The sequence below is a fragment of the Nocardia vinacea genome, from assembly GCF_035920345.1.
GTDB classification, from domain to species: Bacteria; Actinomycetota; Actinomycetes; order Mycobacteriales; family Mycobacteriaceae; genus Nocardia; species Nocardia vinacea_A.
This window is the reverse complement of record NZ_CP109149.1, coordinates 6,046,935-6,070,979: the sequence shown is the minus strand read 5'-3', so window position 1 is coordinate 6,070,979 and position 24,045 is coordinate 6,046,935. Positions and strand designations below refer to the sequence as shown.

The following is a 24,045-nucleotide window of genomic DNA, read 5'->3' as shown; positions in this document are numbered from 1 at the left end:
CGGTGATGATGTGAGTTTCGCCGAATGGACAGAGAGGTCGGCATATGCGTGCAGCCCAGGTCAGCAAGCTGGAGGGGCCGGAAGCGGTCGAGGTCGTCGAGATTCCGGAGCCGGCGGCATATCCCGGGGGTGTGGTCATCGACGTGCACGCGGCCGGGGTGGCGTTTCCCGATGTGCTGATGACGCGGGGTCTGTACCAGATGAAGCCCGAGCTGCCGTTCGTCGTCGGCGGCGAGGTGGCTGGGATCGTGCGCGCGGCTCCGGAGGGGGCGCACATAAAGGCGGGGGATCGGGTGGTCGCGCTGACGATGCTCGGCAATGCCCTCGCCGAGGTGGCGGTCACGCCGACACAGATGGTGTTCCGGTTGCCGGACAACGTATCGCTGCAGGCCGGGGCCGGAATCCTGTTCAACGATCTGACCGTGCACTTCTGCCTGCGCAACCGCGGCAGACTGGCCGCGGGGGAGACCGTGCTGGTGCACGGCGCCGCGGGCGGCATCGGCACCTCGACGCTGCGGATGGCGGTCGCGCTGGGTGCGGGCCGGGTCATCGCGGTGGTGAGCACCGAGGAGAAGGCGGCGGTCGCGCGCGCCAACGGCGCCACCGATGTGGTGCTGACCGACGGCTGGCTCGCGGCCGTCAAGGAGCTGACCGGTGGCCGCGGTGTGGATATCGTGCTCGATCCGGTCGGCGGCGACCGGTTCACCGACAGCATCCGCAGCCTCGCTCCGGCGGGTCGTCTGCTGGTGGTCGGCTTCACCGCCGGTGAGATCCCGACGGTCAAGGTGAATCGACTGCTGCTCAAGAACGTCGAGGTGATCGGCGCGGCCTGGGGCGAATGGGTGATGACCCACCCCGGCTACCTGACCGAGCAGTGGGCCGAAGTCGAGCCATTGCTGGCCGCTGGCGAGATCACCCCACCGAAGCCGGTGCTCTACCCATTGGAGCGGGCCGCCGAGGCGGTCGCTTCCCTCGACAACCGCACCGCCACCGGCAAGGTTGTCGTCACCCTGCGCTGACCGCGAGCCGCGCCCGAATCGGTGCGCCGCTCTGAATTCTCCGACCATTCGATGCACGGCGCGACAATTCGCGCCCGGCGGTACGGTGATCTGATCATGAAGCCGGCCCACCCGTCGCCCAACCACCACCCCTCATGGAATCGCTGCGCAGATGCTGTCTAATCGGGTACTGAACCGGACGTTGCTCGCACGCCAGCATCTGCTGGAGCGTTCGGCGCTGAGTGTTTTCGAGATGTGCGAGCATCTGGTGGGGTTGCAGGCCCAGGATTCGCCGCCGCCGTTCGTCGGATTGTGGAGCCGCATAGCGGATTTCGATCCTGCGACCGTTTCGGCGGGCCTGGAGGATCGCACGCTGGTGCGAATCACCTTGATGCGCGGCACGATTCATATGGTCACGCCGCCGGATGCGCTGCGCATCGCACCGCATATCCAGCCCGAGCTCGAAAAGGTCCCCTTTCGAAAGGGTTTCAACTACGGCGCGATGGTCGGGTTGGATCCGGACGAGGTGCGCGAGCACGGCGAGGCCGCGCTCGGTGCCGAGCCGATGTCAGCGGCCGACCTGCGTGCCGAGGCGGCGGCGATCTACCCGGATCGCGACGCCGGTGCGGTGCTGCAGACCTGGCTGTACCAACTGCCCGTATTGCAGACTCCGCCGCGCGGCAAGTGGAAGGACAACAGCAGGCCGGTCTGGTCCCGCGTCGAACCCTGGCTCGGGGCACCACTCGAACATGGTTATCCGTTGGCGGAGTTGGTCTTTCGTTACCTGCGCGCCTTCGGTCCGGCCAGCACCATGGATATGCAGACCTGGTCGAAGCTGACCGGCATGAAGGCCGCAGTCGAACAGCTCGGCGACCGTCTGCGCACCTACACCGACGAACGCGGCCGCACCCTCTACGACATCGCCGACGGCGAACTCGCCGATCCCGACCTGCCCGCGCCGGTTCGCCTGCTCGGCTGGTACGACAATGCGATCCTCTCGCACCAGGACCGAACCAGGATCGTCCCCGACGGCACGGCCCCACCCCTGCGCGCATTCGCCACCGCGGTATCCCCGGTCCTGGTCGACGGCTTCCTCGCGGGCTTCTACAAGATCTTCCAGGAGAAGGGCGTCGCCCGCCTACGCATTACCCCGACCCGGAAGTGGTCGGCCGCGGAATGTGCGGCGGTTGATGCCGAAGCCAACGCGCTGGTCGCATTCCTGGAGGCCGATAAGCGAACGAGCGTCGAAATCCTCGACGTGAATGCGGATCTGCGTCCCTGAACCGGCAGCGTTATCGCGAACGCCGGCGTCCGATGGGCACGACGGGCAGCGGCCGACCGGGTGCGGCCACCAGTTGCTCGACGATATTTGCGGTTACCAGCACGGCCGCGGTCAGTGCGACCACGACGATGGCGGGCAGTAGCGACGAGGTCAGCGCGATGGCGATCAATGCGATGGCCGGAACAGCGCGTGTGGTCGCCACATTGCCGAGCATCCGCCACCGATTCACCACCAGGGCCACCATGAACAGCGCGGCGCCGCCCGGCGCCAGCGCGGGGGCCACGCCGTGCGCGGTATGACCGGGGTCGGCGACCGAATGTCCGAGCCCGACGGCAACCGCCACCAACCCGGTTACCAGCGCGAAATGCCCGTAGCTCAACACATCTCGCACGATCAGTCCGGGTGAGGGCATGGTGGACAATGCATGCTCGATCAGCCGCGCGGATCGATGGAAGTAGATCCACCACAGTCCGAGGCCGACCACGAAGGCGAGCACCAGCGTGGTCACCACAGCCGGATCGAGGCCGGTCGAGGAAGCCTGCGCACCCGCATCCACCACGGATTCGCCCAGCGCGATGATGATGAACAGGCCGAACCGCTCCGCGAGATGCGAAACCCCGATCGTGCGGTTGCGCAAGGCCCTGCTGTACAGCAGCGGCGCGCCCAATTGTACGACGAGCGCCCCCGTCCAGACCCAGATGCGCGAATGTTCCGGCAGTGGCGCGCTCGCGAAAATCGCTATGCCGGTGACCAATCCGATACTGAAGGGGTTGATGGTGGTCGCGAAGCCATTGGTGCGGGTGACGGCGACGAACAAGACGATCCGCAGCAATAAATGCGCACCCGCGAAAACCATTGCGGCCCCGCGTGGTTGGTCCAGCGCGGCAGGCGCGGCCACCGCCATCAGGAAGATGCAAAGCCCGGACCCGAACAGCACCAAGCGCTGAGCGTTGTTCTCCTCCACCGTATTCACCAGGATGGTGACCCCGACCCACCCCCACCACAGCGGCGCCAACAGCACCAGCGCATGGCCGAGCGTGCCGATCGAGGTGTGGTGGCCGAGTACATGCGCGGTCTGCGTGACCGCGAAGACGAGGACCAGGTCGAAGAATAGTTCCGCCCAGGTGGCGCGGGCATGGGGTGTTGCGGTAGTGGATTCGGCAGGCTCGCTCATCGAAATCTCGTACTCGGTGACACAGGAAGTACGAGCTTAGATGGATTCAGCCCTCCGGGTTGTCCCGGTACGCGGGCGCTTTCGTCGTTCCGGTCGGTGTGAGCGTGCGCAACAGCGGCAGCGTCCGGTGCGCGACCACCGTCGACAGCACGATCACACTGTGCGAGCGCACCACCGAACTCGTCCGGTCGATGCTCAACAACACCGCCTGGAGTCCGGCATGTGAATCCGCGCCGATCCGGCACAGCACATCGCCGGAGCCGGTGGTCGCATATGCCTCCAGCACACCGGGAATCGCGTCGAGTTCGGCCGCCACCACATCCAGCGCACCCTGTGCGATCTCCAAGGTGACGAAGGCCTGCACATCGAAACCCGCTGCGGTGACATCGATCTGCGGATCATAGGAGGAGATGACGCCCGACTCCTCCATCCGCCCGATGCGCGACTGGACGGTGGCCCTGGCGACCCGGGTGCGCCGGGACAGCTCGAGAATGCCCGCCTTCTGATACTCGTGCATCGCGGTGAGGATGGCGAGATCGAGTTCATCGAGTTTCGCGGGCGTGCGCGACATGACGGCCTCCGTTCGGGGCGCGACCGGCGTAGTGCGGGTCACTTGTGATGCTATTCAAATTGTCCAGCATCAGGGGTGACTTGCTAGCCGATTTCGCCATAGTGTCTAACCGAAATCGGTGATGTTGCCTATCCGAGGGGGTGGCGATTTCCTTGGATCATGACCATCGAGCATCTGCGGAACGCCCAGCGACAGAGCGGCCCGCTGCCCTCCGACGGTGAGTTGCGCCGCCTGGTCGGGCTGGTCGATCACGACGACAGCGTCGATCCGTTCCCGGTCATCGGCTGGGACGCACTGGTCTGGGTGGTCGGCAACGCGACCCAGACCGCGCACTTCCTGGAATCCGCCTTCGGCATGCGGCTGGAGGCCTACTCGGGGCCGGAGACCGGCAACCGCGATCACAAGGCCTATGTGCTGCGCAGCGGTGCGGCCAGATTCGTTGTCAGCGGCGCGGTCGCCCCGGACAGTCCGCTGGTCGCACACCACGATCGGCACGGCGACGGCATTGTCGATATCGCGCTCGAGGTTCCGGATGTGGACCGCTGCATCGAATGGGCACGGACGCACGGCGCGACGGTCCTGGTCGAACCACATGACGACACAGACGAATTCGGCACCGTCCGCTCGGCCGCCCTGGCCACCTACGGCGAGACCAGGCATACGCTGATCGACCGCTCGGAGTACTACGGGCCGTATCTGCCCGGATATGTCGCCCGTCGCTCCGGATATCAGCCCCGCGTCGGCACTCCGACCCGGCTGTTCCAGGCCATCGACCATGTCGTCGGCAATGTCGAGCTCGGCATGATGGACGAGTGGGTCGAGTTCTACCGCCGCGTCATGGGATTCACGAATATGGCCGAATTCGTCGGCGACGATATCGCCACCGAATACTCGGCGCTGATGAGCAAGGTGGTGGCCAATGGCAATCACCGGGTGAAGTTCCCGCTCAACGAACCCGCGATGGGTAAGAAGCGTTCTCAGATCGACGAATACCTGGAATTCTACCGCGGCCCGGGCGTGCAGCACATCGCGCTGGCCACCAGCGACATCCTCGAATGCGTCGATATATTGCGTCGCGAGGGCGTCGAATTCCTCGAAACGCCGGACACCTACTATTCCGATCCCGAACTGCGCGCTCGCATCGGTCACGTCCGCGTCCCGGTGCGCGAGTTGCAGCGCCGCGGCATCCTGGTCGACCGTGACGAAGACGGCTACCTGCTGCAGATCTTCACCAAACCGCTCACCGACCGCCCCACCGTCTTCTTCGAACTCATCGAACGCCACGGCTCACTCGGCTTCGGCAAGGGCAACTTCAAGGCCCTGTTCCAGGCGATAGAGCGCGAACAAGCCGCGCGCGGAAACCTTTAGCCGCACGGCCGATCACCGCACTACCAGCCACGACGGGGCGAGTCTTACGAGCGACCCGTTCGCGAGACACCAGGGGGCCGCGAACACGCCGCGCCCGCGCGGCCAAGATTTCAGTAGAGTTCATCGCATGCGGATCCCGTCGGCGATCATCACCGGTCTGGCCTTGGCATTGACGCTGTCGGCCTGCGGCTCGGACGGTGACTCCGATTCCTCGAACGCCCCGCTGCGTCCGCCGCCGAAGGTCGCGACGCTCGGCCCGTTCGTTGGTGAGTGCGGTCATGTCACCGATCAAGAGGTGCGCGATATCGCCGGGTTGAGCCAACTGGCGCGGGTCAACCGGAATTCGGTCGGCTGCAACTTCCAATCCGCCGGACTCGCTTCGCCGAGTGTGACTTTCGCGTCCTATCGGGGTAGCCCGATCGATCGCGAGAAGGCCTGGGTCTCCAATGTCGGGCGCGATCCGGAGACAATCGATGTCGGTGGCCGCAAGGGCTTCCAGGCACTCGATCCCAGCGGTTCGGTCTGTGATCTCGCGGTGCAGCTCGATGACGATTTCTTCGAATGGTCGATGTCCTACGGACTGTTCTCCGAGCAGGGCAATCCGTGTGACCGGACCCGCAAGCTGGCCGAGTTGACCGTGCAGCGGCTGCAGTGAGGGGAATGCGGATGAGTTCACGTCCTGGTCTGCGGGTTGCGGCCGTCGCCGCCGCGGTGCTCGCGGTCGCGATGTCCGCGGGCGGCTGCGGCAAGACCGTCAAGGGTTCGGCGCATCCGGCGGGCGGCAGCGGCACCACCACGATCAATACCAATTTCGACAAGTTGCTGCGCGAATGCGAGGTGGTCGGCCTCGACCAGATCGGTGCGGCGGTCGGCAATGCGACGGTCGTTTCCCCGTCCTTCAACGGCGCGGTGTGCATGTGGGATGTCGAGGACGCGCCCGGCGGCTCGGCCATGGTGACCCTGAACTGGTACGAGGAAGGCTCGCTGAACAACGAGAAGTCCAATAACGACAAGCTCGGCTACAACACCGAGAACATCACCGTGCAGGGGCGGCGCGGTCTGAAGACGACGCGTCCGAACGATCCCGACTCGTGCGGGGTGAGTGCGGGCGCCGCCGACACGGGCATCATCGGCTGGTGGATCAACTATCATCCCGGCGGCCATCCCGATCCGTGCGCGGGCGCCCAGAAATTGGTCGAGTTGACGCTGAATCTGGCGCGGTAGCCTGGCAGGTGGTAATGGCCCGTAGGGTGTGACAACCGACCCCACTTTGACCCTGTGTCGCGGTCACGAGTATCGTGGACCGCTGTGCCCGGAAGCATGCGGGCAGGTTCGTGCGCAAACGTAAGCCAGCGAGAGCGGCTGACCTTTCCGGCGTGCCCGGAATTCGGGATATGTCTTGCGTGCGACACGCCCGACCTCGGGACGCGAGAAACGTGGCCGGACGTGCGAGTGAAAGCTCGATGACCGCAGCGTGAACGACGGACCCGGAGGCGGTAGCTTGCGTGACCACGGAGGGTCCCGAGAGCGCTGCTAATTGAACACGGCGATGGGAGTGACGGGCCCGAAGGAGGTAGCGGAGCGTGACCACGAGGGCCCCACGAGCATCGCGAATTGAACACAGACATGAAGTTCCAGACACCGCGTTAACTAATTAAGGAAAGCCGGTCTATGCCAACCATCAACCAGCTGGTCCGCAAGGGTCGTCGCGACAAGGTCTCCAAGACCAAGACTGCGGCCCTCAAGGGGAGCCCGCAGCGTCGTGGCGTGTGCACCCGCGTGTACACCACCACCCCGAAGAAGCCGAACTCCGCGCTGCGTAAGGTCGCGCGTGTTCGCCTGACCAGCGCGGTCGAGGTCACGGCCTACATCCCGGGCGAGGGCCACAACCTGCAGGAGCACTCGATGGTGCTCGTTCGTGGCGGTCGTGTGAAGGACCTTCCGGGTGTCCGCTACAAGATCATCCGTGGCTCGCTCGACACGCAGGGTGTGAAGAACCGCAAGCAGGCCCGCAGCCGTTACGGCGCCAAGAAGGAGAAGAGCTGATATGCCACGCAAGGGCCCCGCACCCAAGCGTCCGCTGATCAACGACCCGGTCTACGGGTCGCCGCTGGTCACTCAGCTGGTCAACAAGATCCTGCTGGACGGCAAGAAGTCCACGGCCGAGCGCATCGTCTACGGCGCGCTGGAGCAGGCGCGCGAGAAGACCGGCACCGATCCGGTCGTCACCCTCAAGCGCGCGCTGGACAACGTCAAGCCTGCCCTCGAGGTGAAGCCCCGCCGCGTCGGTGGCGCCACCTACCAGGTGCCCGTCGAGGTCCGTCCGGGCCGCTCCAACACGCTGGCCCTGCGCTGGCTGGTCAACTACTCCCGCGCTCGCCGCGAGAAGACCATGGTCGAGCGTCTGGCCAATGAGCTCCTCGATGCCAGCAACGGTCTGGGTGCTTCGGTGAAGCGCCGTGAGGACACCCACAAGATGGCCGAGTCCAACCGGGCCTTCGCGCACTACCGCTGGTGACGTCTGCCCGGCCCGTCGTTTCCGGGTCGGGAGGCACAGTCGGAAAGCGGCACTAACCTGCCGCTTCCGGCGTTGACATAGAGACGACCACAGGGTCGTCCCCGAAAATCCCAACTAGCTACGAGCGGGGAAGATTTCCGTGGCACAGGACGTGCTCACCGACCTGAACAAGGTCCGCAACATCGGCATCATGGCCCACATTGATGCGGGCAAGACGACCACAACCGAACGCATCCTCTTCTACACCGGCATCACCTACAAGATCGGTGAAGTCCACGATGGCGCCGCCACCATGGACTGGATGGAGCAGGAGCAGGAGCGTGGTATCACCATCACCTCCGCGGCTACCACATGCTTCTGGAACGACAACCAGATCAACATCATCGACACCCCCGGGCACGTCGACTTCACCGTCGAGGTGGAGCGGTCGCTGCGCGTGCTCGACGGCGCCGTTGCGGTGTTCGACGGCAAGGAGGGCGTCGAGCCGCAGTCCGAGCAGGTGTGGCGTCAGGCCGATAAGTACGACGTGCCGCGGATCTGCTTCGTCAACAAGATGGACAAGCTCGGTGCGGACTTCTACTTCACCGTGCAGACCATCAAGGACCGTCTCGGTGCCAAGCCGTTGGTCATCCAGCTGCCGATCGGCGCTGAGGACACCTTCGAGGGCATCGTCGACCTGGTCGAGATGAACGCCAAGGTCTGGAAGGGCGAGACCAAGCTCGGCGAGAAGTACGAGATCGAAGAGATCCCGGCCGACCTCAAGGACAAGGCCGAGCAGTACCGCCAGGAGCTCCTGGAGACTGTCGCCGAATCCGACGAGGCGCTGCTGGAGAAGTTCTTCGGTGGCGAAGAGCTCACGATCGATGAGATCAAGGGCGCCATCCGCAAGCTGACGGTCAACTCCGAGCTGTACCCGATCCTGTGTGGTTCGGCGTTCAAGAACAAGGGCGTGCAGCCCATGCTCGACGCCGTGATCGACTACCTGCCGACGCCGCTGGACGACGGTGGCACCGACGGTCACGTGCCGGGCAAGGAAGACGAGATCATCCACCGCGACGCCAGCACCGCTGAGCCGTTCTCCGGTCTCGCCTTCAAGATCGCCGTGCACCCCTTCTTCGGCAAGCTGACCTACGTGCGCGTGTACTCGGGCAAGGTCGACTCCGGTGCCCAGGTCATCAACTCGACCAAGGGCAAGAAGGAGCGGCTGGGCAAGCTGTTCCAGATGCACTCCAACAAGGAGAACCCGGTCGGCGAGGCCGTGGCCGGCCACATCTACGCGGTCATCGGCCTGAAGGACACCACCACCGGTGACACCCTGTGCGATCCGCAGAACCAGATCGTGCTCGAGTCCATGACATTCCCGGACCCGGTCATCCAGGTCTCCATCGAGCCGAAGACCAAGTCCGACCAGGAGAAGCTGGGCACCGCGATCCAGCGTCTCTCCGAAGAGGACCCGACCTTCTCGGTCAAGCTCGACCAGGAGACCGGTCAGACCGTCATCGGCGGCATGGGCGAGCTCCACCTCGACATCCTCGTCGACCGCATGCGGCGCGAGTTCAAGGTCGAGGCGAACGTCGGTAAGCCGCAGGTGGCCTACCGCGAGACGATCACCAAGAAGGTCGAGAAGCTCGAGTTCACCCACAAGAAGCAGACCGGTGGCTCCGGCCAGTTCGCGAAGGTCATCATCGCCCTCGAGCCGTTTGTCGGCGAGGACGGCGCGACCTACGAGTTCGAGAACAAGGTCTCCGGTGGCCGCGTGCCGCGTGAGTACATCCCTTCGGTGGACGCCGGTGCGCAGGATGCCATGCAGTACGGTGTGCTCGCGGGCTACCCGCTGGTGAACCTGAAGGTCACGCTGCTCGACGGCGCCTACCACGACGTCGACTCGTCGGAAATGGCCTTCAAGATCGCTGGCTCGCAGGCCCTGAAGGAAGCGGCCCGTAAGGCCGGTCCGGTGATCCTCGAACCGCTCATGGCGGTCGAGGTCATCACGCCCGAGGATTACATGGGCGATGTGATCGGCGACCTGAATTCCCGCCGTGGCCAGATCCAGGCCATGGAGGAACGCAGTGGTGCCCGTGTCGTCAAGGCGCTGGTTCCGCTCTCGGAGATGTTCGGTTACATCGGCGATCTGCGGTCGAAGACCCAGGGCCGGGCGAACTACTCCATGGTGTTCGATTCGTACGCGGAGGTTCCGGCCAACGTGTCGAAGGAGATCATCGCCAAGGCGACCGGCGAGTAGTACCCCGGTGGAGCAAGTGCAAGACTTGCAGCATGTCCCTCGGGGGCAAGCCGCAAGCACTTGCTCCACCTAGCCGGGAGTCAGCACGACCCCCAATTTGTAAACCGCACTGCTGCAACTGCACGCACCAACAAGTCCAGGAGGACACCAAAGTGGCGAAGGCGAAGTTCGAGCGGACGAAGCCGCACGTCAACATCGGCACCATCGGTCACGTCGACCACGGCAAGACCACGCTGACCGCAGCGATCACCAAGGTGCTGGCTGACAAGTACCCGGATCTGAACGAGAGCTTTGCCTTCGATCAGATCGACAAGGCGCCGGAGGAGAAGGCTCGTGGTATCACGATCAACATCTCCCACGTCGAGTACCAGACGGAGAAGCGCCACTACGCGCACGTCGACGCGCCGGGTCACGCCGACTACATCAAGAACATGATCACCGGTGCGGCGCAGATGGACGGTGCCATCCTCGTGGTCGCCGCGACCGACGGCCCGATGCCGCAGACCCGTGAGCACGTGCTGCTCGCCCGTCAGGTCGGCGTGCCCTACATCCTGGTCGCGCTGAACAAGTCGGACATGGTCGACGACGAGGAAATCCTCGAGCTCGTCGAGATGGAGGTCCGCGAGCTGCTGGCCGCCCAGGAGTTCGACGAGGACGCGCCGGTCGTGCGTGTTTCCGGTCTGAAGGCGCTCGAGGGCGACCCGAAGTGGACCGAGTCGATCGTCGAGCTGATGAACGCCGTCGACGAGTCGATCCCGGACCCGGTCCGTGAGACCGAGAAGCCGTTCCTCATGCCCGTCGAGGACGTGTTCACCATCACCGGTCGTGGCACCGTCGTCACCGGTCGTGTCGAGCGCGGCATCGTCAACGTGAACGAGGAAGTCGAGATCGTCGGCATCCGCGAGAAGGTCACCAAGACCACCGTCACCGGTATCGAGATGTTCCGCAAGCTGCTCGACCAGGGCCAGGCCGGTGACAACGTCGGTCTGCTGGTTCGTGGTATCAAGCGCGAAGATGTCGAGCGTGGCCAGGTTGTCGTGAAGCCGGGCACCACCACCCCGCACACCGAGTTCGAGGGTCAGGCCTACATCCTGTCCAAGGACGAGGGCGGCCGCCACACCCCGTTCTTCAACAACTACCGTCCGCAGTTCTACTTCCGTACCACGGACGTGACGGGCGTTGTGACTCTGCCCGAGGGCACCGAGATGGTCATGCCCGGTGACAACACCGAGATGTCCGTCAAGCTGATCCAGCCGGTCGCCATGGACGAGGGTCTGCGCTTCGCGATCCGCGAGGGTGGCCGCACCGTCGGCGCCGGTCGTGTCACGAAGATCATCAAGTGATTCCCTGAATCGCTTTCGAACGGCGTCGCCCCGGAAGGGGCGGCGCCGTTCGGCATTTCGGGGGAAATTCGATCGACAGGGGCGGGCGGTGCCGGTACATATGAGGGCATGTTTCCAGTGCGTCCGCGTGCGCGGTAGGTTCGGCTGAGCGTCTACGGGCGTGGGGCGGCGCCGCGGGGGATGCTCGTGCCGTCACCGGAGCGCAACAACTAGGCGAGCGTCAGAAATTGACGAATCTAGTTGATGGAGTGGGGATTCCCATGACGCGTGGTGTGTTCGGTGAGCTCGGCCTGGTTCGGAATATCGGGATCATGGCGCATATCGATGCGGGTAAGACGACTACTACCGAGCGGATTCTGTTCTATACCGGTGCCACCTACAAGATCGGTGAGGTGCACGACGGGGGTGCGACCACGGATTGGATGCCGCAGGAGCGGGAGAAGGGCATCACGATCACCTCGGCCGCGGTCACGTGTTTCTGGGGCGGGCATCAGATCAATCTGATCGATACTCCGGGCCATGTGGATTTCATCGTCGAGGTGGAGCGTTCGCTGCGCGTGCTGGACGGTGCTGTGGCGGTATTCGATGCCAAGGAAGGTGTCGAGCCGCAGTCCGAGCAGGTGTGGCGGCAGGCCGATCGGTACGACGTGCCGCGGATCTGTTTCGTGAACAAGATGGATAAGCTCGGTGCGGATTTCGACTTCACCGTGCGGACCATCGAAGAGCGGCTCGGCGCACGACCTTTGGTCATCCAGTTGCCGATCGGTGCGGAAGGCACCTTCGTTGGTGTCATCGATCTCGTCGAGATGAATGCCAAGATCTGGTCCGGTGCAACGGAACTCGGGGCCCGATACAAGGTTGTCGAGATTCCGGCGGAGCTGCATGAGCGGGCCGAACGGTATCGCCGTGAGCTGCTGGAGATCGTCGCGGAATCGGATGACGCGCTACTGGACAAGTTCCTCGACGGCGCGGAGCTTTCGGTGGCGGAGATCAAGGGTGCCATCCGGGCGCTGACGGTGAATTCCGTTGTGTATCCGGTGCTTTGCGGTTCGGCGTTCAAGAACAAGGGCGTGCAGCCGATGCTCGACGCGGTGGTCGACTACCTGCCGTCACCGCTCGACACCGGTGCCGCGATCGGTCACGCGCCGGGCAACGAGGCCGAGGTCATCCGGCGCACCGCCGATGCGGACGAACCGTTCGCGGCGCTGGCGTTCAAGATCGCCACTCACCCGTTCTTCGGCGAGCTCACCTACCTGCGGGTGTACTCGGGCCGCGTCGAAACGGGTGCGCTGGTCGTGAATCCACGCAAGGGACGAAAGGAGCGTTTGGGCAGGCTGTTCCAGATGCATTCGAATAAGGAGCATCCGGTCGGCGAGGCCGGGGCGGGGCATATCTACGCCGTGATCGGGCTGAAGGACACCACCACCGGTGACACCCTGTGCGATCCGCGGCACCAGATCGTGCTCGAGTCCATGACCTTCCCGGATCCGGTGATCCAGGTCTGCATCGAGCCGAAGACCAAGGCAGATCAGGAGAAACTGGGTATCGCGATCCAGAAGTTGGCCAGGGAGGATCCGACCTTCTCGGTGACACTGGACAAGGAGACCGGCCAGACCGTCATCGGCGGTATGGGCGAGCTGCACCTCGATATCCTGATCGACCGGATGCGCCGGGAGTTCAAGGTCGAGGCGAATATCGGCAAGCCGCAGGTGGCCTATCGAGAGACGATCACCAAGGCCGTATCCAGGCACGAGTACACCCTGCGCAAGCAGACCGGTGGCAACGGCCAGTACGCCAAGGTGATCATCGCGGTCGAACCGTTCGGTGTCGCCGACGGCGCGAGCTACGAGTTCGAGAGCCGGGTGACCGGGGGCCGGGTGCCGAAGGAATTCATTCCATCGGTCGATACCGGGGCCCAGGATGCCGTGCAGTCCGGCGTGCTCGCCGGGTATCCGGTGGTCGACGTGCGGGTGCTGCTGCTGGATGGCGCTGTGCACGAGAAGGATTCGTCCGACTTCGCGTTCCGCTCCGCCGCTGCCGAGGCGGTGCGGGAAGCGATCGAGCTGGCCGATCCCGTGTTGCTCGAACCGGTAATGGCCGTCGAGGTCGTGACGCCGGAGGAGTATCTGGGTGAGGTCATCGGCGACCTGAATTCGCGCCGTGGTCAGATCCGGGCCATGGCGGAACGCGGCGGTGCCCGTGTCGTGGAGGCGCTGGTTCCGCTGTCGGAGATGTTCGGTTATATCGGTGATCTGCGGTCGAAGACCCAGGGCCGGGCGAACTACTCCATGGTGTTCGATTCGTACGCGGAGGTTCCGGCCGCCGTGTCGAAGCAGATCATCGCGACCGCCTAGACGAAATGCGGCGCCGCATCGAAAGGTGCGGCGCCGCCCGGGTTTTCCGTGCGTCCTGCCGGGGAACGGTATTCCTGTCCATGACGTCGGTGGTCATCGCGTGTCGCGGCCACTTTGGTTAACGTCGGGCAAAAGGGGTAAAGACCGGTTGATCGGAGGATGCAATGAGGAGTTCGGTGCTGGCCAGCGCGCTCGACGTCACCGAGGGGACGTTGGCGCACGGTATGCCGTATCTCGCGCTCGGAGCTGGGCGCCCGCTGGTCTTCCTGCGGTGGTTCACTCCGGATCATGCCAATCCGACGGGGTGGATGCGGCAGTCCGAAATCAAGACGTTGGCACCGCTCGCGGCGCATTTTCGGGTGTACGCGGTGAACCGCGCGCCCGGTATGGCCGAGGGGACGACGATGGCCGATATCGCCGCCGAGCACGCGGACGCATTGTGGGCCGAATTCGGTACGCCTGTCGATGTTCTCGGCGTCTCCTCGGGTGGATCGCTGGCGCTGCAACTCGCGGCGGATCGACCTGCCGCGGTGCGCCGGCTGATCATCGCCTCGTCTGGCTACACTCTGGAAAACGCCACCCGCGCGGCGCAACTGGCCTATGGCGAAGCGGCCTATGCGGGTAGGCGCGCACTGCACCATATGGCCGCCGTCGGTTCCACCTCGCCGATCGCGCAGCGCATCGCCGCTGCGAGTATGTGGCTGGCCGATCCTCTTGCACGCCCGAAGAATCCGGCGGACACGCTGGCTTTCATCCGTGCCGAGGACTCCTTCGACCTCGCCGGTCGGCTCGGAGATATCACCGCGCCGACCCTCGTCCTCGGCGGCGACCGCGACGGCGCTTACAGCACCGAGACCTTCCGTCGCACCGCCGACGGAATCCCGGACTCGCACTTGATCATCTACCCGGAAACCACGCATATCGGGGTCGTGAAGCGGTTCGTTCCCGACGTCGTCGCCTTTCTCGCCGACTAGCAGTTGCTCGGCGCTGGTTCGCCGCGGAAGCGCGCGGCGAGCCAGGAGAGCACCGAGGGGATGCCGAGGACGGCGGCACTCAGGTGTTCGGGGGAGTAGGTGAGTTCGGCCTGTAGCGGCACTCCGGCCGCGCAGTAGCGGCGGTTGACATTGAGGATCGAATCGGTCGGGATGAGCGGATCACTGGGCGAATGCCATTCGAATATCGGTATTTTCGGGATCCCTTCGAACAGTTCCAGACTGTTTTCCTCGACCACGGCCCTGGCGTTGCGATCACTGATCATCGTCATACTGCTCGCGTAATCCCGGACGTTGTGCCCCGCGCCGGTGGCGAGGATTTCATTGGTGCAGCCGTTGGCGATGGCCTTGCGTGCCGCCACCCCGCGTGTGTTCAGATAATTGCTGATCGGAAAGCGGTCCGGATATTCCCGTTCCAGCCCGATAGCGGCGGCCATCAGCAGTCCGAACGCCGGATGCGGATTGAAGTTGACCCCCTCCAGCATTTTCACCATATTCATCGGTACGCCACCGGTCGCGGCGCCCGCGATCTCGAGTTCCGGTGCGTACTTCGGCGCCATCGCGGCGGCGAATGCGGTGGCCATACCGCCGCCGGAATATCCGGCCATCGTGATCCGGCTGCGTGCGGCGGCGAGTTCGGGAACCCGGCGCACGGCGCGAATCCCGTCCAGGGTGATCTGGCCGCCGAGCCGGGCCGCACCGTAGGCGAAGGTCGGTCCCAGGTGATCGGGCAGCGCGATGCTCCACCCGCTCAGCAGCAGGGCGTTGAGCAATATCGCCTCGCGGACCTGCAGATTCGGATCGGAGGTGTACAGCACATGGGAAACCGCGCACTTCGCCCCGAGGCCGTTGATGATGTGCTGATAGGACAGCACCGGCCCATCGGGTTGATGTGAGCGCGGCGTCAACACCGTGGTCGTCGCCGCGATCGGTCGGCCGGTGGAATTCGTCGAACGGAATTTGATCAGCGTGACGGTGGTATCGGGAAAGATCAATATAGGCGGCAACTGCCGCGTCGCGAGCACGTCACCTGGTTTCTTATTCGCCAGATCGGGTGGCGTCGCATAAAAAGGGTCCGGATCCGGGTCCGGATAAATCGGTGTGGCCTGGGCCTCGGTACCGCTCAGGACTGTCGTCGAAGCGCCGACCAGCAGGCCGACAATCACTGCGCGCGTCGCGAGACCGGTGAGATCTCGAAGGATTCGATTGATCTCCACAACTGGAACTTGTATCACGCACCGTGCATCCGCATTGAGAAGGCGAAGTCTTTCAGAATTCGGTGCTCAGCCGAGTTGGGTCATACCCGCCGCGACAACCTGGGCGACATTGCAGATTTCATCCGCCGTCGGCAGCGGCAGTCCGTCGAGCGCATGCAGCCGATCGCTGCTGGCAATGGCGAACATCGCCGAAACCCAGGCCGCGGCACACGCGCGCAACGTGCCGGGCTGGACCGGGCCGGGCGCGCTTGCCTGCAGCACCCGAGCGGTGACGTCGAGCAGTTGATCGCGCAGGCGGCGCAATTGACGCCGCACGTCGGGATGGGTATCGGCCTCGCGCCACATGATCACGCGCAGCACCGACGAATGGTGATCGCGCAGATTGAGCGCGGCATCGAGATTGATCAGACTGGCCGCCGGATCGCCTGGTGTGACCACGGTGCCGATATCGGCGATGGGCTGGGCGGGCACCCGCTCGGCCATCAGTACGGACAGGATCGAATCCTTGGTGGGGAAGTAATAGAAGACCAGACCCTTGGGAACACCGGCGCCTTCGGCAATAGCCGCTGTCGCGGTCGCGTCGAATCCCTGTGCCGCGAAGAGTCGTTCTGCAGCATCGAGAATGAGCTGACGGGCGTCGCCGTCGACTTTCGCGCTACGACGACGCCCGCCTCGCCGGGCTTTCGGCATCTGCATCAGTGATGCGGCGCCATGTCGTGCAACCGGCCCGACACCGTCGGCAGCGCCGCCACCGCGACCACTACCGTCACCACGCCCACTACCCATGCGGTCCAGGATGCGCCGCGGTAGTCGGTGTAGTCCATCGCCCATGGGGAGATGAACAGCAACGCGCCGAACAGGCCCATCGCGTAGTCGGCGGCCGTCAGGGTCGCCCGGTACATCTGCGCGAGGCCGGTGAGGGCGATGAGCACGCCGAGCACGATCAGCGTCCACATGGCGTTGTCGTTGTGGGTCACCCACAGGGGTGACAGCGCGGTAAAGACGCCCAGCACAACGGCTAGGAAGTCCTGCGCGCGACTTTCGGTGAACATGGGTGCCTCCTCAGGCTGAATTGTTCTCCTTACTCAGATCTAACTCTGATTGACCGCCCGATCAATATAGGTATGGATACGATTGCGTACCGATCGGTCGGGTACTGCAGGGTGACGGCCGTCACGGCGATTCGCGCCCAAGCAAAGGTTAGGGTTAGCTGCGTCACCCTCGGTGACGGATGCCAACTCGACCCGGCGCCTGCCAGGCACGACGAAGGGAAGTCCGCGTGAGTGAGCGCAGCGAGCGAACCATCAACAGAGCCGGGCCGATTGTGATCATCGGAGCTGGTCTGGCCGGTTTGCGCACGGCGGAGGAATTGCGCCGCGCCGGGTACGAGGGTGAGTTGCTCCTCGTCGGCGAGGAGTCGCGGCTGCCCTACGATCGCCCGCCGTTGTCCAAGCAGTTCGTGCGCGGTGAAACCGACGACACCACCCTGCGCCCCGCCGAATTCTTCGACGAGAAGCAGATCGACCTGCGGCTGAATACCGAGGCGGTCGGCGTCGACACCGCCGCCCGCCAGGTGCGCCTGGCCGACGGCGGCACGCTCGACTACGACCAGCTGATCATCGCGACCGGCCTGCGGCCACGTCGTCTGCCCGGGTTGCCCGATCTGCAGGGCGTGCATGTTCTGCGTGGCTATGCCGACGCCGCCGCACTGCGCGACGAATTGTCCGGTGCGGGTACCGCGCTGGTGGTCGGGGCCGGATTCATCGGTTGTGAACTCGCGGCGAGCTTCCGGGCCGGCGGCGTCGAGGTCGTACTCGTCGAACCGCAGCCGACGCCGCTGGCCTCGGTGCTCGGCGCCGAGATCGGTGCGCTGGTCGCCCGCATGCATCGTGATGAGGGCGTGGATCTGCGCTGTGAAACCGGCCTGGACACCTTCGTCTCCGACAACGACCGAGTCCGCGGCGCCCGGCTCTCCGACGGCAGCGAAGTGGCCGCCGATCTGGTGGTCATCGGTGTCGGTTCCCGGCCGGTGACCGAATGGCTCGCCGATTCCGGTATCGCACTCGCCGAACCGTCGGCCGGTGGCGGGGTACTCGCGGACGAGGTGGGGCGGACCTCGGTCGAGGGTGTGTGGGCGGTCGGCGACGTGTCGGCATGGCTGCACGAGACCGGTCAGCGCAAGCGCGTCGAGCACTGGACCAATGCCGGTGAGCAGGCGCGGCTGCTGGCGTGTGCGCTGCTGGGCGCCGAACCGCCGACCGCGGCGCGGGTGCCGTACTTCTGGAGCGATCAGTACGACGTGAAGATCCAGGCGCTCGGCACCCCGAATGCCGATGACGAAATCCACATCGTCTCCGATGATGGCCGCAAGTTCCTCGCCTACTACTCGCAGAACGGCAATCTGACCGGCGTGGTCGGCGCGGGAAAGACCGCTCAGGTGATGAAGGTCCGCGCGAAGATCGCCGCGGGTGCGCCGATCGCGGACCTGCTCGAGGCCGCCCAGCCGTAGCGATTGTTCCGTTGTAATACGGTGGTCGGGTGATCGTCGCGCTCATCGATTCCGGGCTGGGGTTGCTGCCCACGGCCGCCTGGCTGCGCAAGCTGCGGCCCGATGTCGACCTGCTACTCCAGTTGGACCCGGATGGCGCGCCGTGGGGTCCCAAGCCGGAACAGTGGGTGACCGACCGGGTGGTCGACGCCGCGCGGAGCTCGGTGCGGCTCGGCGCGGAAGTGCTCGTGCTGCCGTGCAATACGGCCAGCGTCACCGCCTTGGACGAGGTGCGCGCCGAGGTCGGGCCCGGTATTCCGGTAATCGGCACGGTCCCTGCGATCAAACCCGCCGCGGCGGTATGCAAATCGGTCGCGGTGTGGGCGACCGCCGCGACCACGGCCAGCCGATACCAGGCCGATCTGATCGCCCGCTTCGGCGGCGATGCGAAGGTGGCCGGCATCGCCTGCCATGGTCTGGCGGATTCGATCGATCGCGGTGATCTGGTCGCGGCCCGTGATTCGATTGCGCGCGCGGCCGAACAGACGCCGGACGATGTGGAGGGTGTGGTGCTCGGCTGCACGCACTATCCGCTGGTCATCGATGCGATTGTGGCCGCACTGCCGGACGGCGTGCGACTGTTCGACAGTGCGCAAGCCGTTGCGGCGCAGACGATTCGGCGGATGGAGGCGCTCGACCGGCCGACCACCGGCAATGGTGAGGTGCGGGTGCTGAACAGCGGTCGGCCGGGTGAATTACCCACCAGCGCGGCGGCTTTCGAGTCGGGGCGGATTCTGGGTGCCCAGGAGTAGCGCGGCGCCGCCGACCGCCGCCGATGTGCATGCGGCGCTGGCCGAGGTCGCCGACCCGGCCGATGCCATCCATTTGCAGCGGTTCTTCAAGACCGGGCCCGGCGAGTACGGCGAGGGCGATGTCTTCCTCGGTGTGCGCGTGCCCGTCACGCGATCGATCGCGAAACGCTTTGCGGCACTTCCGCTCGACGAGATCGACACACTGCTGAACAGTGCCGTGCACGAGGACCGCCTGGCCGCGCTGATCATCCTGAACGCCGAATTCGCCGAGGCGGCCAAACCGCGCACGCTCGATATCAATGCGCAGGCGGCAATGGTTGAGCTCTACCTCGCCGCGGTGCGCCGAGGCCGGGTGAACAACTGGGATCTGGTCGACGTGTCCGCCGAAAACATCATCGGCCCTTGGCTACTCGACCGACCCCGCGACCTGCTCTTCGAACTCGCAGGCGCGGACTCGCTCTGGGAGCGTCGGGTAGCGCTGCTGACAACCTTCGCGTTCATCAAGGCGGGCGATGCCTCGACCACCTTCGAACTCGGCGAACAGCTACTCGACGACCGCCGCGACCTGATCCAGAAGGCGCTCGGCTGGATGCTGCGCGAAATCGGCAAGCGCATCGACGAGCGACTGCTCACCGGCTTCCTCGACAAGCACGCGACGCGAATGGGCCGCACCGCACTGAGTTACGCGACCGAACGCCTCGATCCCGCCTTACGCGTCCACTATCGCGAACTGTAAAGGATTGCGCCCGCCCGACCGGAGATCCAAGGGGCGTAGCCCCGCAGTTTCGGGGATGTGGGGGTCGCGCCCACAGGAGCTCAGAATTGGATGCGCAGGTGATCGGTGACCGGATGCGCCTGGCAGCCGAGGATATAGCCGTTCTCGATATCCTCCGGATCGAGGATTTCGGCATTGTCCATTTCGACCTTGCCCTCGAGTACTGTGCACGCACAGGAACCGCATTCGCCCTCCTGGCAGGAGTACGGCACATCCAGACCCTTCGACAGCATGATGTCGACCAGAGTCTGCTTGCGCGGCCACTTCAGCTCGTGCACCTCGCCGTCGAGTTCGACCTCGACGGTGGCCGCATCGGCCGCCTCCTCGTCGGTCACCTCGACCGGCGCCTGATCCGCGAACGGGTCTCCGGCAAGGGAATTGAACACTTCGGCGTGGGTGCGCGAGCGCGGCACCTCTAGCCGGCCGAGTGCGTCGTGCACCCGGTCCATGAACGGCTTGGGCCCGCACATGAAGGCGTGATAGCTGGTGTAAGGCTCGACCAGGGCGGCCAAACCGTCGGCGGTCGGCAGTCCCTGCAGGTGCTCCAGCCAGTGGATCACGGTGAGTCGCTGCGGGTGCTTCTCGGCCAATTCGCGCAGCTCGCCCGCGAAGATCACCGACTCGTGATCGCGATTGGCGTAGACCAATACGATTCGGCCGGAGCCGCGCGCCAGTGCCGACTTCAAGATGGACATCACCGGTGTGATGCCGCTGCCCGCGCCGAACAGCAGCAGATCGTCATCGAGATCCTTCGGCGTGAAAACGCCGGAGGGCGGCAGCACTTCGATCGCGTCGCCCGTTTTGACGTTGTCGCACACCCAGTTCGACCCGTAGCCGCCCACGGTGCGCTTGACGGTCACCTTGGGCTTGTCGTCGGTGTACGGCGAGCTGGCCAGCGAATAGCACCGGGCCACCGACCCGGTCAGATCGCTCGGGATGCGCAGGGTGAGGAACTGGCCCGGCTGATAGCTGAAACGCTCACGCAGGTCGTCGGGGACGTCGAAGACCAGCGAACAGGTATCCGGCGTCTCGGTGATGACCGCGGCTACCCGCAGCACGACCGAACGTGAACCGTGTGGAACCTCGACGATGGTCATCTCGTCCTCTCGAACCGAACCAAAACTAGAACGTGTTTCAGTTTCATCGTACGTCGGGATCGGGCTGACGGACAAGCTGGGCCTCGAGACCCGCGATCAGCACTTCCATGCCGAAGTCGTAGGCGTACTTTCCGCGCAGGTCGGGCATGTATTTGGTGGCTCGTGCCACCGACTCGGGCAGTGCGATATCCGCCAGCGGTTGCGGCTCTCTCGGGTTCACCCGGCGGCGGCCGAACAGGTAGGTGTGGATCGTCGCGTACCCGGCGAGCACATTGCGATCGTTGAAACCGGCCTCGAAGAGGATCTCCATGATCGCGGCGATCAGGTCGAGCTGTTTGCCCAGCATCTGTTCGATCAGCACATCGCCGAGTCCGGGATGCTTGCGCAGCTTCTCATCGATCTGGTCGATCAGATCGCGCAGCCGCTGCTGCCACGGTCCGGAATCGGCCGGTGGTTTGCGCACTCCGGTCAGCGCCGCGGTGGCGACGAGATCGAGCAGCTCGCGTTTATCCGCGACGTAGTAGTACGGCGCCATCGGGGAAACGCCGAGCTCACGGGAGAGCCGTCGCATCGACAGCTTCTCCACACCATCCTCACGTACCACCCGCAACGCGGCCTCGACGATCTCGGACTCCGACAGTGTCCTACTTGCGGTGCTCCCAGGCCCTACGTGGTTACGCAAGCTTCCGCCTCCGGGCCTTGAGCTCGCACCGCGGGGTATTGCCGCCCCCGCTCGTCTGCATTCGTCCGACTCCCATGCCACCTCTAACACCGCGGGTCGAATCGCCCGTCACGTCCTGTTCAGCTGCTTGCCACCCGCAGTCTAGAACGCGCGGCTGTGAGTAGGTCGGCGTGCGTCCGCACGGGCGTTGAGCGGGAGCTGCGCATTCCCTGTTCCATTTTGTCAGCTCATGACGTTATTGTGTGATGACGGCTACAGCAGTGGCCGCGGAACCCGGTCACATCTCGGAGGTAGGCATGCCGGAGTACGGATCCATCGGACACACCGATACCGACAACACCGGACGGATCGGGGCGGCCGAGTCCCGTTCGATCGAGGAAGCGCCGCTGGTCGAGGAGACCCTCATCGAAGAGGTCTCCATCGACGGTATGTGCGGCGTCTACTGACAGGCGCTGCGACCATGCTGGATCTCGATACCCGATGGGAGCTGCATCCGCGGGTGGCGCTGCGGCCGGAGTCCTTCGGTGCGCTGCTCTACCACTTCGGCACCCGCAAGCTCTCGTTTCTGAAGAGTCCGCGGATACTCGAGATCGTGCGGTCGCTGCCAGCGCATGTCTCGGCACGCGCGGCCCTGCATGCCGCAGGTGTGACGGATGACCTGGCCGGACAGTATGTTCGGGCATTGGATCAGCTGGCCGACTCCGACATGATCAGGCAGGCCGCGCCGGGCAGTGCTCCGATCCCCGCGGTCGCGCCGCTGCCGCTCGCCGGGCAGCCGTCGACCGTCACCGGTGGGCGACTGATCGATAAGTTCGAAAACGGTTTGGCCGCACCGATCTGCCTGACGTGGGAGTTGACCTACGCCTGCAATCTGTCCTGTGTGCACTGCCTGTCGTCCTCGGGCCGCCGCGATCCGCGCGAGCTGAGCACCGAGCAGTGCAAGGCGCTGATCGACGAGTTCGAGCGCATGCAGATCTTCTATGTGAATATCGGCGGCGGGGAACCCACTGTGCGCCCGGACTTCTGGGAGCTCGTCGACTACGCGACCGCGCATCATGTCGGAGTGAAGTTCTCCACCAACGGAGTTCGCATCACGCCCGAGGTCGCCGCGCGCCTGGCCGCCAGTGACTATGTGGACGTACAGATTTCGTTGGACGGCGCGGACGCCGAGGTCAATGATGCCGTGCGCGGGCCGGGCTCCTATGCCATGGCGATCAGGGCGCTGGAGAATCTGGCGGCCGCGGGATTCACGGACGCGAAACTCTCCGTGGTCGCGACCCGGCACAATATCGCCCAGCTCGACGAGTTCAAGGCGATCGCCGACAAGTACGGCGCCACACTGCGTTTGACCCGCCTGCGGCCGTCGGGACGCGGCGCCGATGTGTGGGACGACCTGCATCCGCTGCCGGAACAGCAACGGGTGCTTTACGACTGGCTGGTGCGCAACGGCGAGGGTGTGCTCACCGGCGACTCGTTCTTCCATCTCTCCGCCTTCGGTTCGGCGCTGCCCGGATTGAATATGTGCGGCGCGGGCCGGGTGGTCTGCCTGGTGGATCCGCTCGGCGATGTTTATGCCTGCCCCTTCGCCATCCACGACAAGTTCCTCGCCGGAAATGTGGTGGCGGACGGCGGTTTCCGCACCGTGTGGCAGGAATCGGACCTCTTCGCCGAACTGCGCGAGCCAAGCGGCGGCGGTGCGTGCTCCGGCTGCGCGCACTACGACTCCTGCCGCGGTGGCTGCATGGCGGCGAAGTTCTTCACCGGCCTGCCCGCCGACGGACCGGATCCGGAATGCGTCCAGGGCTACGGCGAGGCGGCGCTGGCCGAGGCCGGGCGGATGATTCCGCGCTCGTCGGTGGACCACTCCCGGCGCATTGCGCCGAGCCGACCCGGCTCGCGTAAGTCGGGCCCGATTCCGCTGACACTGTCGGTATCTCGGCCCGCGTCCGAACGCCTGTCGCCGGAGCGGCGCCCCGCGCGGGCCTGCGACGAAAGTCCGCTGAACTGATGTCGGGCCGGTAGCTGGCCATGCGCTATCCCGTTGATCGGCGATGGCTATCGAGCGGCAAATCGATGATTGCCCTCGCGTTGCCAGCTGTCTTCGGCGAGTCGCTTGCGACCCGCCGAAGACA

Annotated in this window: 23 protein-coding genes; 16 read left to right on the top strand and 7 right to left on the bottom strand. The window is 65.0% G+C overall.

Translation table 11 applies throughout. From position 1 onward, the window contains the following. Window positions 1–44: 44 nt before the first annotated feature. Window positions 45–1,019 (top strand): NADPH:quinone oxidoreductase family protein, encoded by a 975-nt coding sequence (locus OIE68_RS27490; protein WP_327093967.1) that lies wholly within the window; start codon window positions 45–47, stop codon window positions 1,017–1,019. Between the two features lie 151 nt (window positions 1,020–1,170). Next, window positions 1,171–2,280 (top strand): winged helix DNA-binding domain-containing protein, encoded by a 1,110-nt coding sequence (locus tag OIE68_RS27485; protein WP_327093966.1) that lies wholly within the window; start codon window positions 1,171–1,173, stop codon window positions 2,278–2,280. A 10-nt stretch (window positions 2,281–2,290) separates the two neighbouring features. Here the strand turns inward: OIE68_RS27485 and OIE68_RS27480 are convergent, their stop codons facing one another. Both OIE68_RS27480 and OIE68_RS27475 read right to left on the bottom strand, forming a co-directional pair. Continuing rightward, window positions 2,291–3,454 carry a low temperature requirement protein A gene (locus OIE68_RS27480; protein ID WP_327093965.1) on the bottom strand — a complete coding sequence of 388 codons (1,164 nt, stop codon included), beginning with the start codon at window positions 3,452–3,454 and terminating at the stop codon, window positions 2,291–2,293. A 46-nt stretch (window positions 3,455–3,500) separates the two neighbouring features. Then, a complete protein-coding gene (locus OIE68_RS27475) occupies window positions 3,501–4,025 on the bottom strand; it encodes an Lrp/AsnC family transcriptional regulator (RefSeq protein WP_327093964.1) in 525 nt (174 codons plus the stop codon). A gap of 159 nt (window positions 4,026–4,184) precedes the next feature. Here OIE68_RS27475 and hppD point away from each other — a divergent pair, with 159 nt between their 5' ends. From hppD to OIE68_RS27430, 9 genes are all read left to right on the top strand, one after another. Next, window positions 4,185–5,393: a 4-hydroxyphenylpyruvate dioxygenase gene (gene hppD, locus OIE68_RS27470; RefSeq protein WP_327093963.1), complete on the top strand. Its 1,209-nt coding sequence runs from the start codon at window positions 4,185–4,187 to the stop codon at window positions 5,391–5,393. Between the two features lie 127 nt (window positions 5,394–5,520). Beyond that, complete coding sequence (locus OIE68_RS27465; RefSeq protein WP_040695838.1) at window positions 5,521–6,048, top strand: DUF3558 domain-containing protein; 528 nt, start codon at window positions 5,521–5,523, stop codon at window positions 6,046–6,048. A gap of 11 nt (window positions 6,049–6,059) precedes the next feature. Then, a complete protein-coding gene (locus OIE68_RS27460; RefSeq protein ID WP_327093962.1) occupies window positions 6,060–6,617 on the top strand; it encodes a DUF3558 domain-containing protein in 558 nt (185 codons plus the stop codon). A 447-nt stretch (window positions 6,618–7,064) separates the two neighbouring features. Continuing rightward, window positions 7,065–7,439: a 30S ribosomal protein S12 gene (gene rpsL, locus OIE68_RS27455; RefSeq protein WP_019049359.1), complete on the top strand. Its 375-nt coding sequence runs from the start codon at window positions 7,065–7,067 to the stop codon at window positions 7,437–7,439. A gap of 1 nt (window position 7,440) precedes the next feature. After that, complete coding sequence (gene rpsG, locus OIE68_RS27450; protein ID WP_040739280.1) at window positions 7,441–7,911, top strand: 30S ribosomal protein S7; 471 nt, start codon at window positions 7,441–7,443, stop codon at window positions 7,909–7,911. Between the two features lie 139 nt (window positions 7,912–8,050). After that, window positions 8,051–10,153, top strand: coding sequence for an elongation factor G (gene fusA / locus OIE68_RS27445; protein ID WP_327093961.1), 2,103 nt, complete (start codon window positions 8,051–8,053; stop codon window positions 10,151–10,153). A gap of 152 nt (window positions 10,154–10,305) precedes the next feature. Next, the gene (gene tuf, locus OIE68_RS27440; protein WP_327093960.1) at window positions 10,306–11,496 is read left to right on the top strand and encodes an elongation factor Tu; all 1,191 of its coding nucleotides are present in this window, start codon (window positions 10,306–10,308) and stop codon (window positions 11,494–11,496) included. Between the two features lie 260 nt (window positions 11,497–11,756). Continuing rightward, window positions 11,757–13,850 (top strand): elongation factor G, encoded by a 2,094-nt coding sequence (gene fusA / locus OIE68_RS27435; RefSeq protein ID WP_327093959.1) that lies wholly within the window; start codon window positions 11,757–11,759, stop codon window positions 13,848–13,850. 164 nt (window positions 13,851–14,014) lie between these two features. Next, window positions 14,015–14,824 carry an alpha/beta hydrolase gene (locus OIE68_RS27430; RefSeq protein ID WP_327093958.1) on the top strand — a complete coding sequence of 270 codons (810 nt, stop codon included), beginning with the start codon at window positions 14,015–14,017 and terminating at the stop codon, window positions 14,822–14,824. Here OIE68_RS27430 and OIE68_RS27425 read toward each other — a convergent pair. From OIE68_RS27425 to OIE68_RS27415, 3 genes are all read right to left on the bottom strand, one after another. Further along, complete coding sequence (locus OIE68_RS27425; RefSeq protein WP_419150808.1) at window positions 14,821–16,008, bottom strand: lipase family protein; 1,188 nt, start codon at window positions 16,006–16,008, stop codon at window positions 14,821–14,823. The genes OIE68_RS27430 and OIE68_RS27425 overlap by 4 nt on opposite strands. 117 nt (window positions 16,009–16,125) lie before the next feature. Further along, entirely contained in the window at window positions 16,126–16,755 is a 630-nt protein-coding gene (locus OIE68_RS27420; RefSeq protein ID WP_327093957.1) for a helix-turn-helix domain-containing protein, read from the bottom strand. Further along, the gene (locus OIE68_RS27415; RefSeq protein ID WP_327093956.1) at window positions 16,755–17,111 is read right to left on the bottom strand and encodes an SPW repeat domain-containing protein; all 357 of its coding nucleotides are present in this window, start codon (window positions 17,109–17,111) and stop codon (window positions 16,755–16,757) included. The genes OIE68_RS27420 and OIE68_RS27415 overlap by 1 nt, the downstream gene beginning before the upstream one ends. A gap of 227 nt (window positions 17,112–17,338) precedes the next feature. Between OIE68_RS27415 and OIE68_RS27410 the strand changes: the two genes are divergently transcribed. Genes OIE68_RS27410 through OIE68_RS27400 form a run of 3 tightly spaced genes read left to right on the top strand, consistent with a single transcriptional unit; the run spans window position 17,339 to window position 20,095 of the window. Further along, window positions 17,339–18,568, top strand: a complete 1,230-nt coding sequence (locus OIE68_RS27410) for an FAD/NAD(P)-binding oxidoreductase (RefSeq protein WP_327093955.1) — start codon at window positions 17,339–17,341, stop codon at window positions 18,566–18,568. 29 nt (window positions 18,569–18,597) lie between these two features. After that, window positions 18,598–19,359 carry a glutamate racemase gene (locus OIE68_RS27405; protein ID WP_327093954.1) on the top strand — a complete coding sequence of 254 codons (762 nt, stop codon included), beginning with the start codon at window positions 18,598–18,600 and terminating at the stop codon, window positions 19,357–19,359. Beyond that, entirely contained in the window at window positions 19,346–20,095 is a 750-nt protein-coding gene (locus OIE68_RS27400) for a DNA alkylation repair protein (RefSeq protein ID WP_327093953.1), read from the top strand. Before OIE68_RS27405 ends, OIE68_RS27400 begins: the two co-directional genes overlap by 14 nt. 80 nt (window positions 20,096–20,175) lie before the next feature. Here OIE68_RS27400 and OIE68_RS27395 read toward each other — a convergent pair whose 3' ends face one another. Beyond that, window positions 20,176–21,231 carry a ferredoxin--NADP reductase gene (locus OIE68_RS27395; RefSeq protein ID WP_327093952.1) on the bottom strand — a complete coding sequence of 352 codons (1,056 nt, stop codon included), beginning with the start codon at window positions 21,229–21,231 and terminating at the stop codon, window positions 20,176–20,178. A 43-nt stretch (window positions 21,232–21,274) separates the two neighbouring features. Then, window positions 21,275–21,913 (bottom strand): mycofactocin system transcriptional regulator MftR2, encoded by a 639-nt coding sequence (gene mftR2, locus OIE68_RS27390; protein ID WP_327093951.1) that lies wholly within the window; start codon window positions 21,911–21,913, stop codon window positions 21,275–21,277. A gap of 371 nt (window positions 21,914–22,284) precedes the next feature. Here mftR2 and mftA point away from each other — a divergent pair, with 371 nt between their 5' ends. Next, complete coding sequence (mftA, locus tag OIE68_RS27385; RefSeq protein ID WP_245720762.1) at window positions 22,285–22,359, top strand: mycofactocin precursor MftA; 75 nt, start codon at window positions 22,285–22,287, stop codon at window positions 22,357–22,359. Window positions 22,360–22,373: 14 nt separating this feature from the next. Next, window positions 22,374–23,921, top strand: coding sequence for a mycofactocin radical SAM maturase (gene mftC, locus OIE68_RS27380; RefSeq protein WP_327093950.1), 1,548 nt, complete (start codon window positions 22,374–22,376; stop codon window positions 23,919–23,921). Window positions 23,922–24,045: the final 124 nt, after the last annotated feature.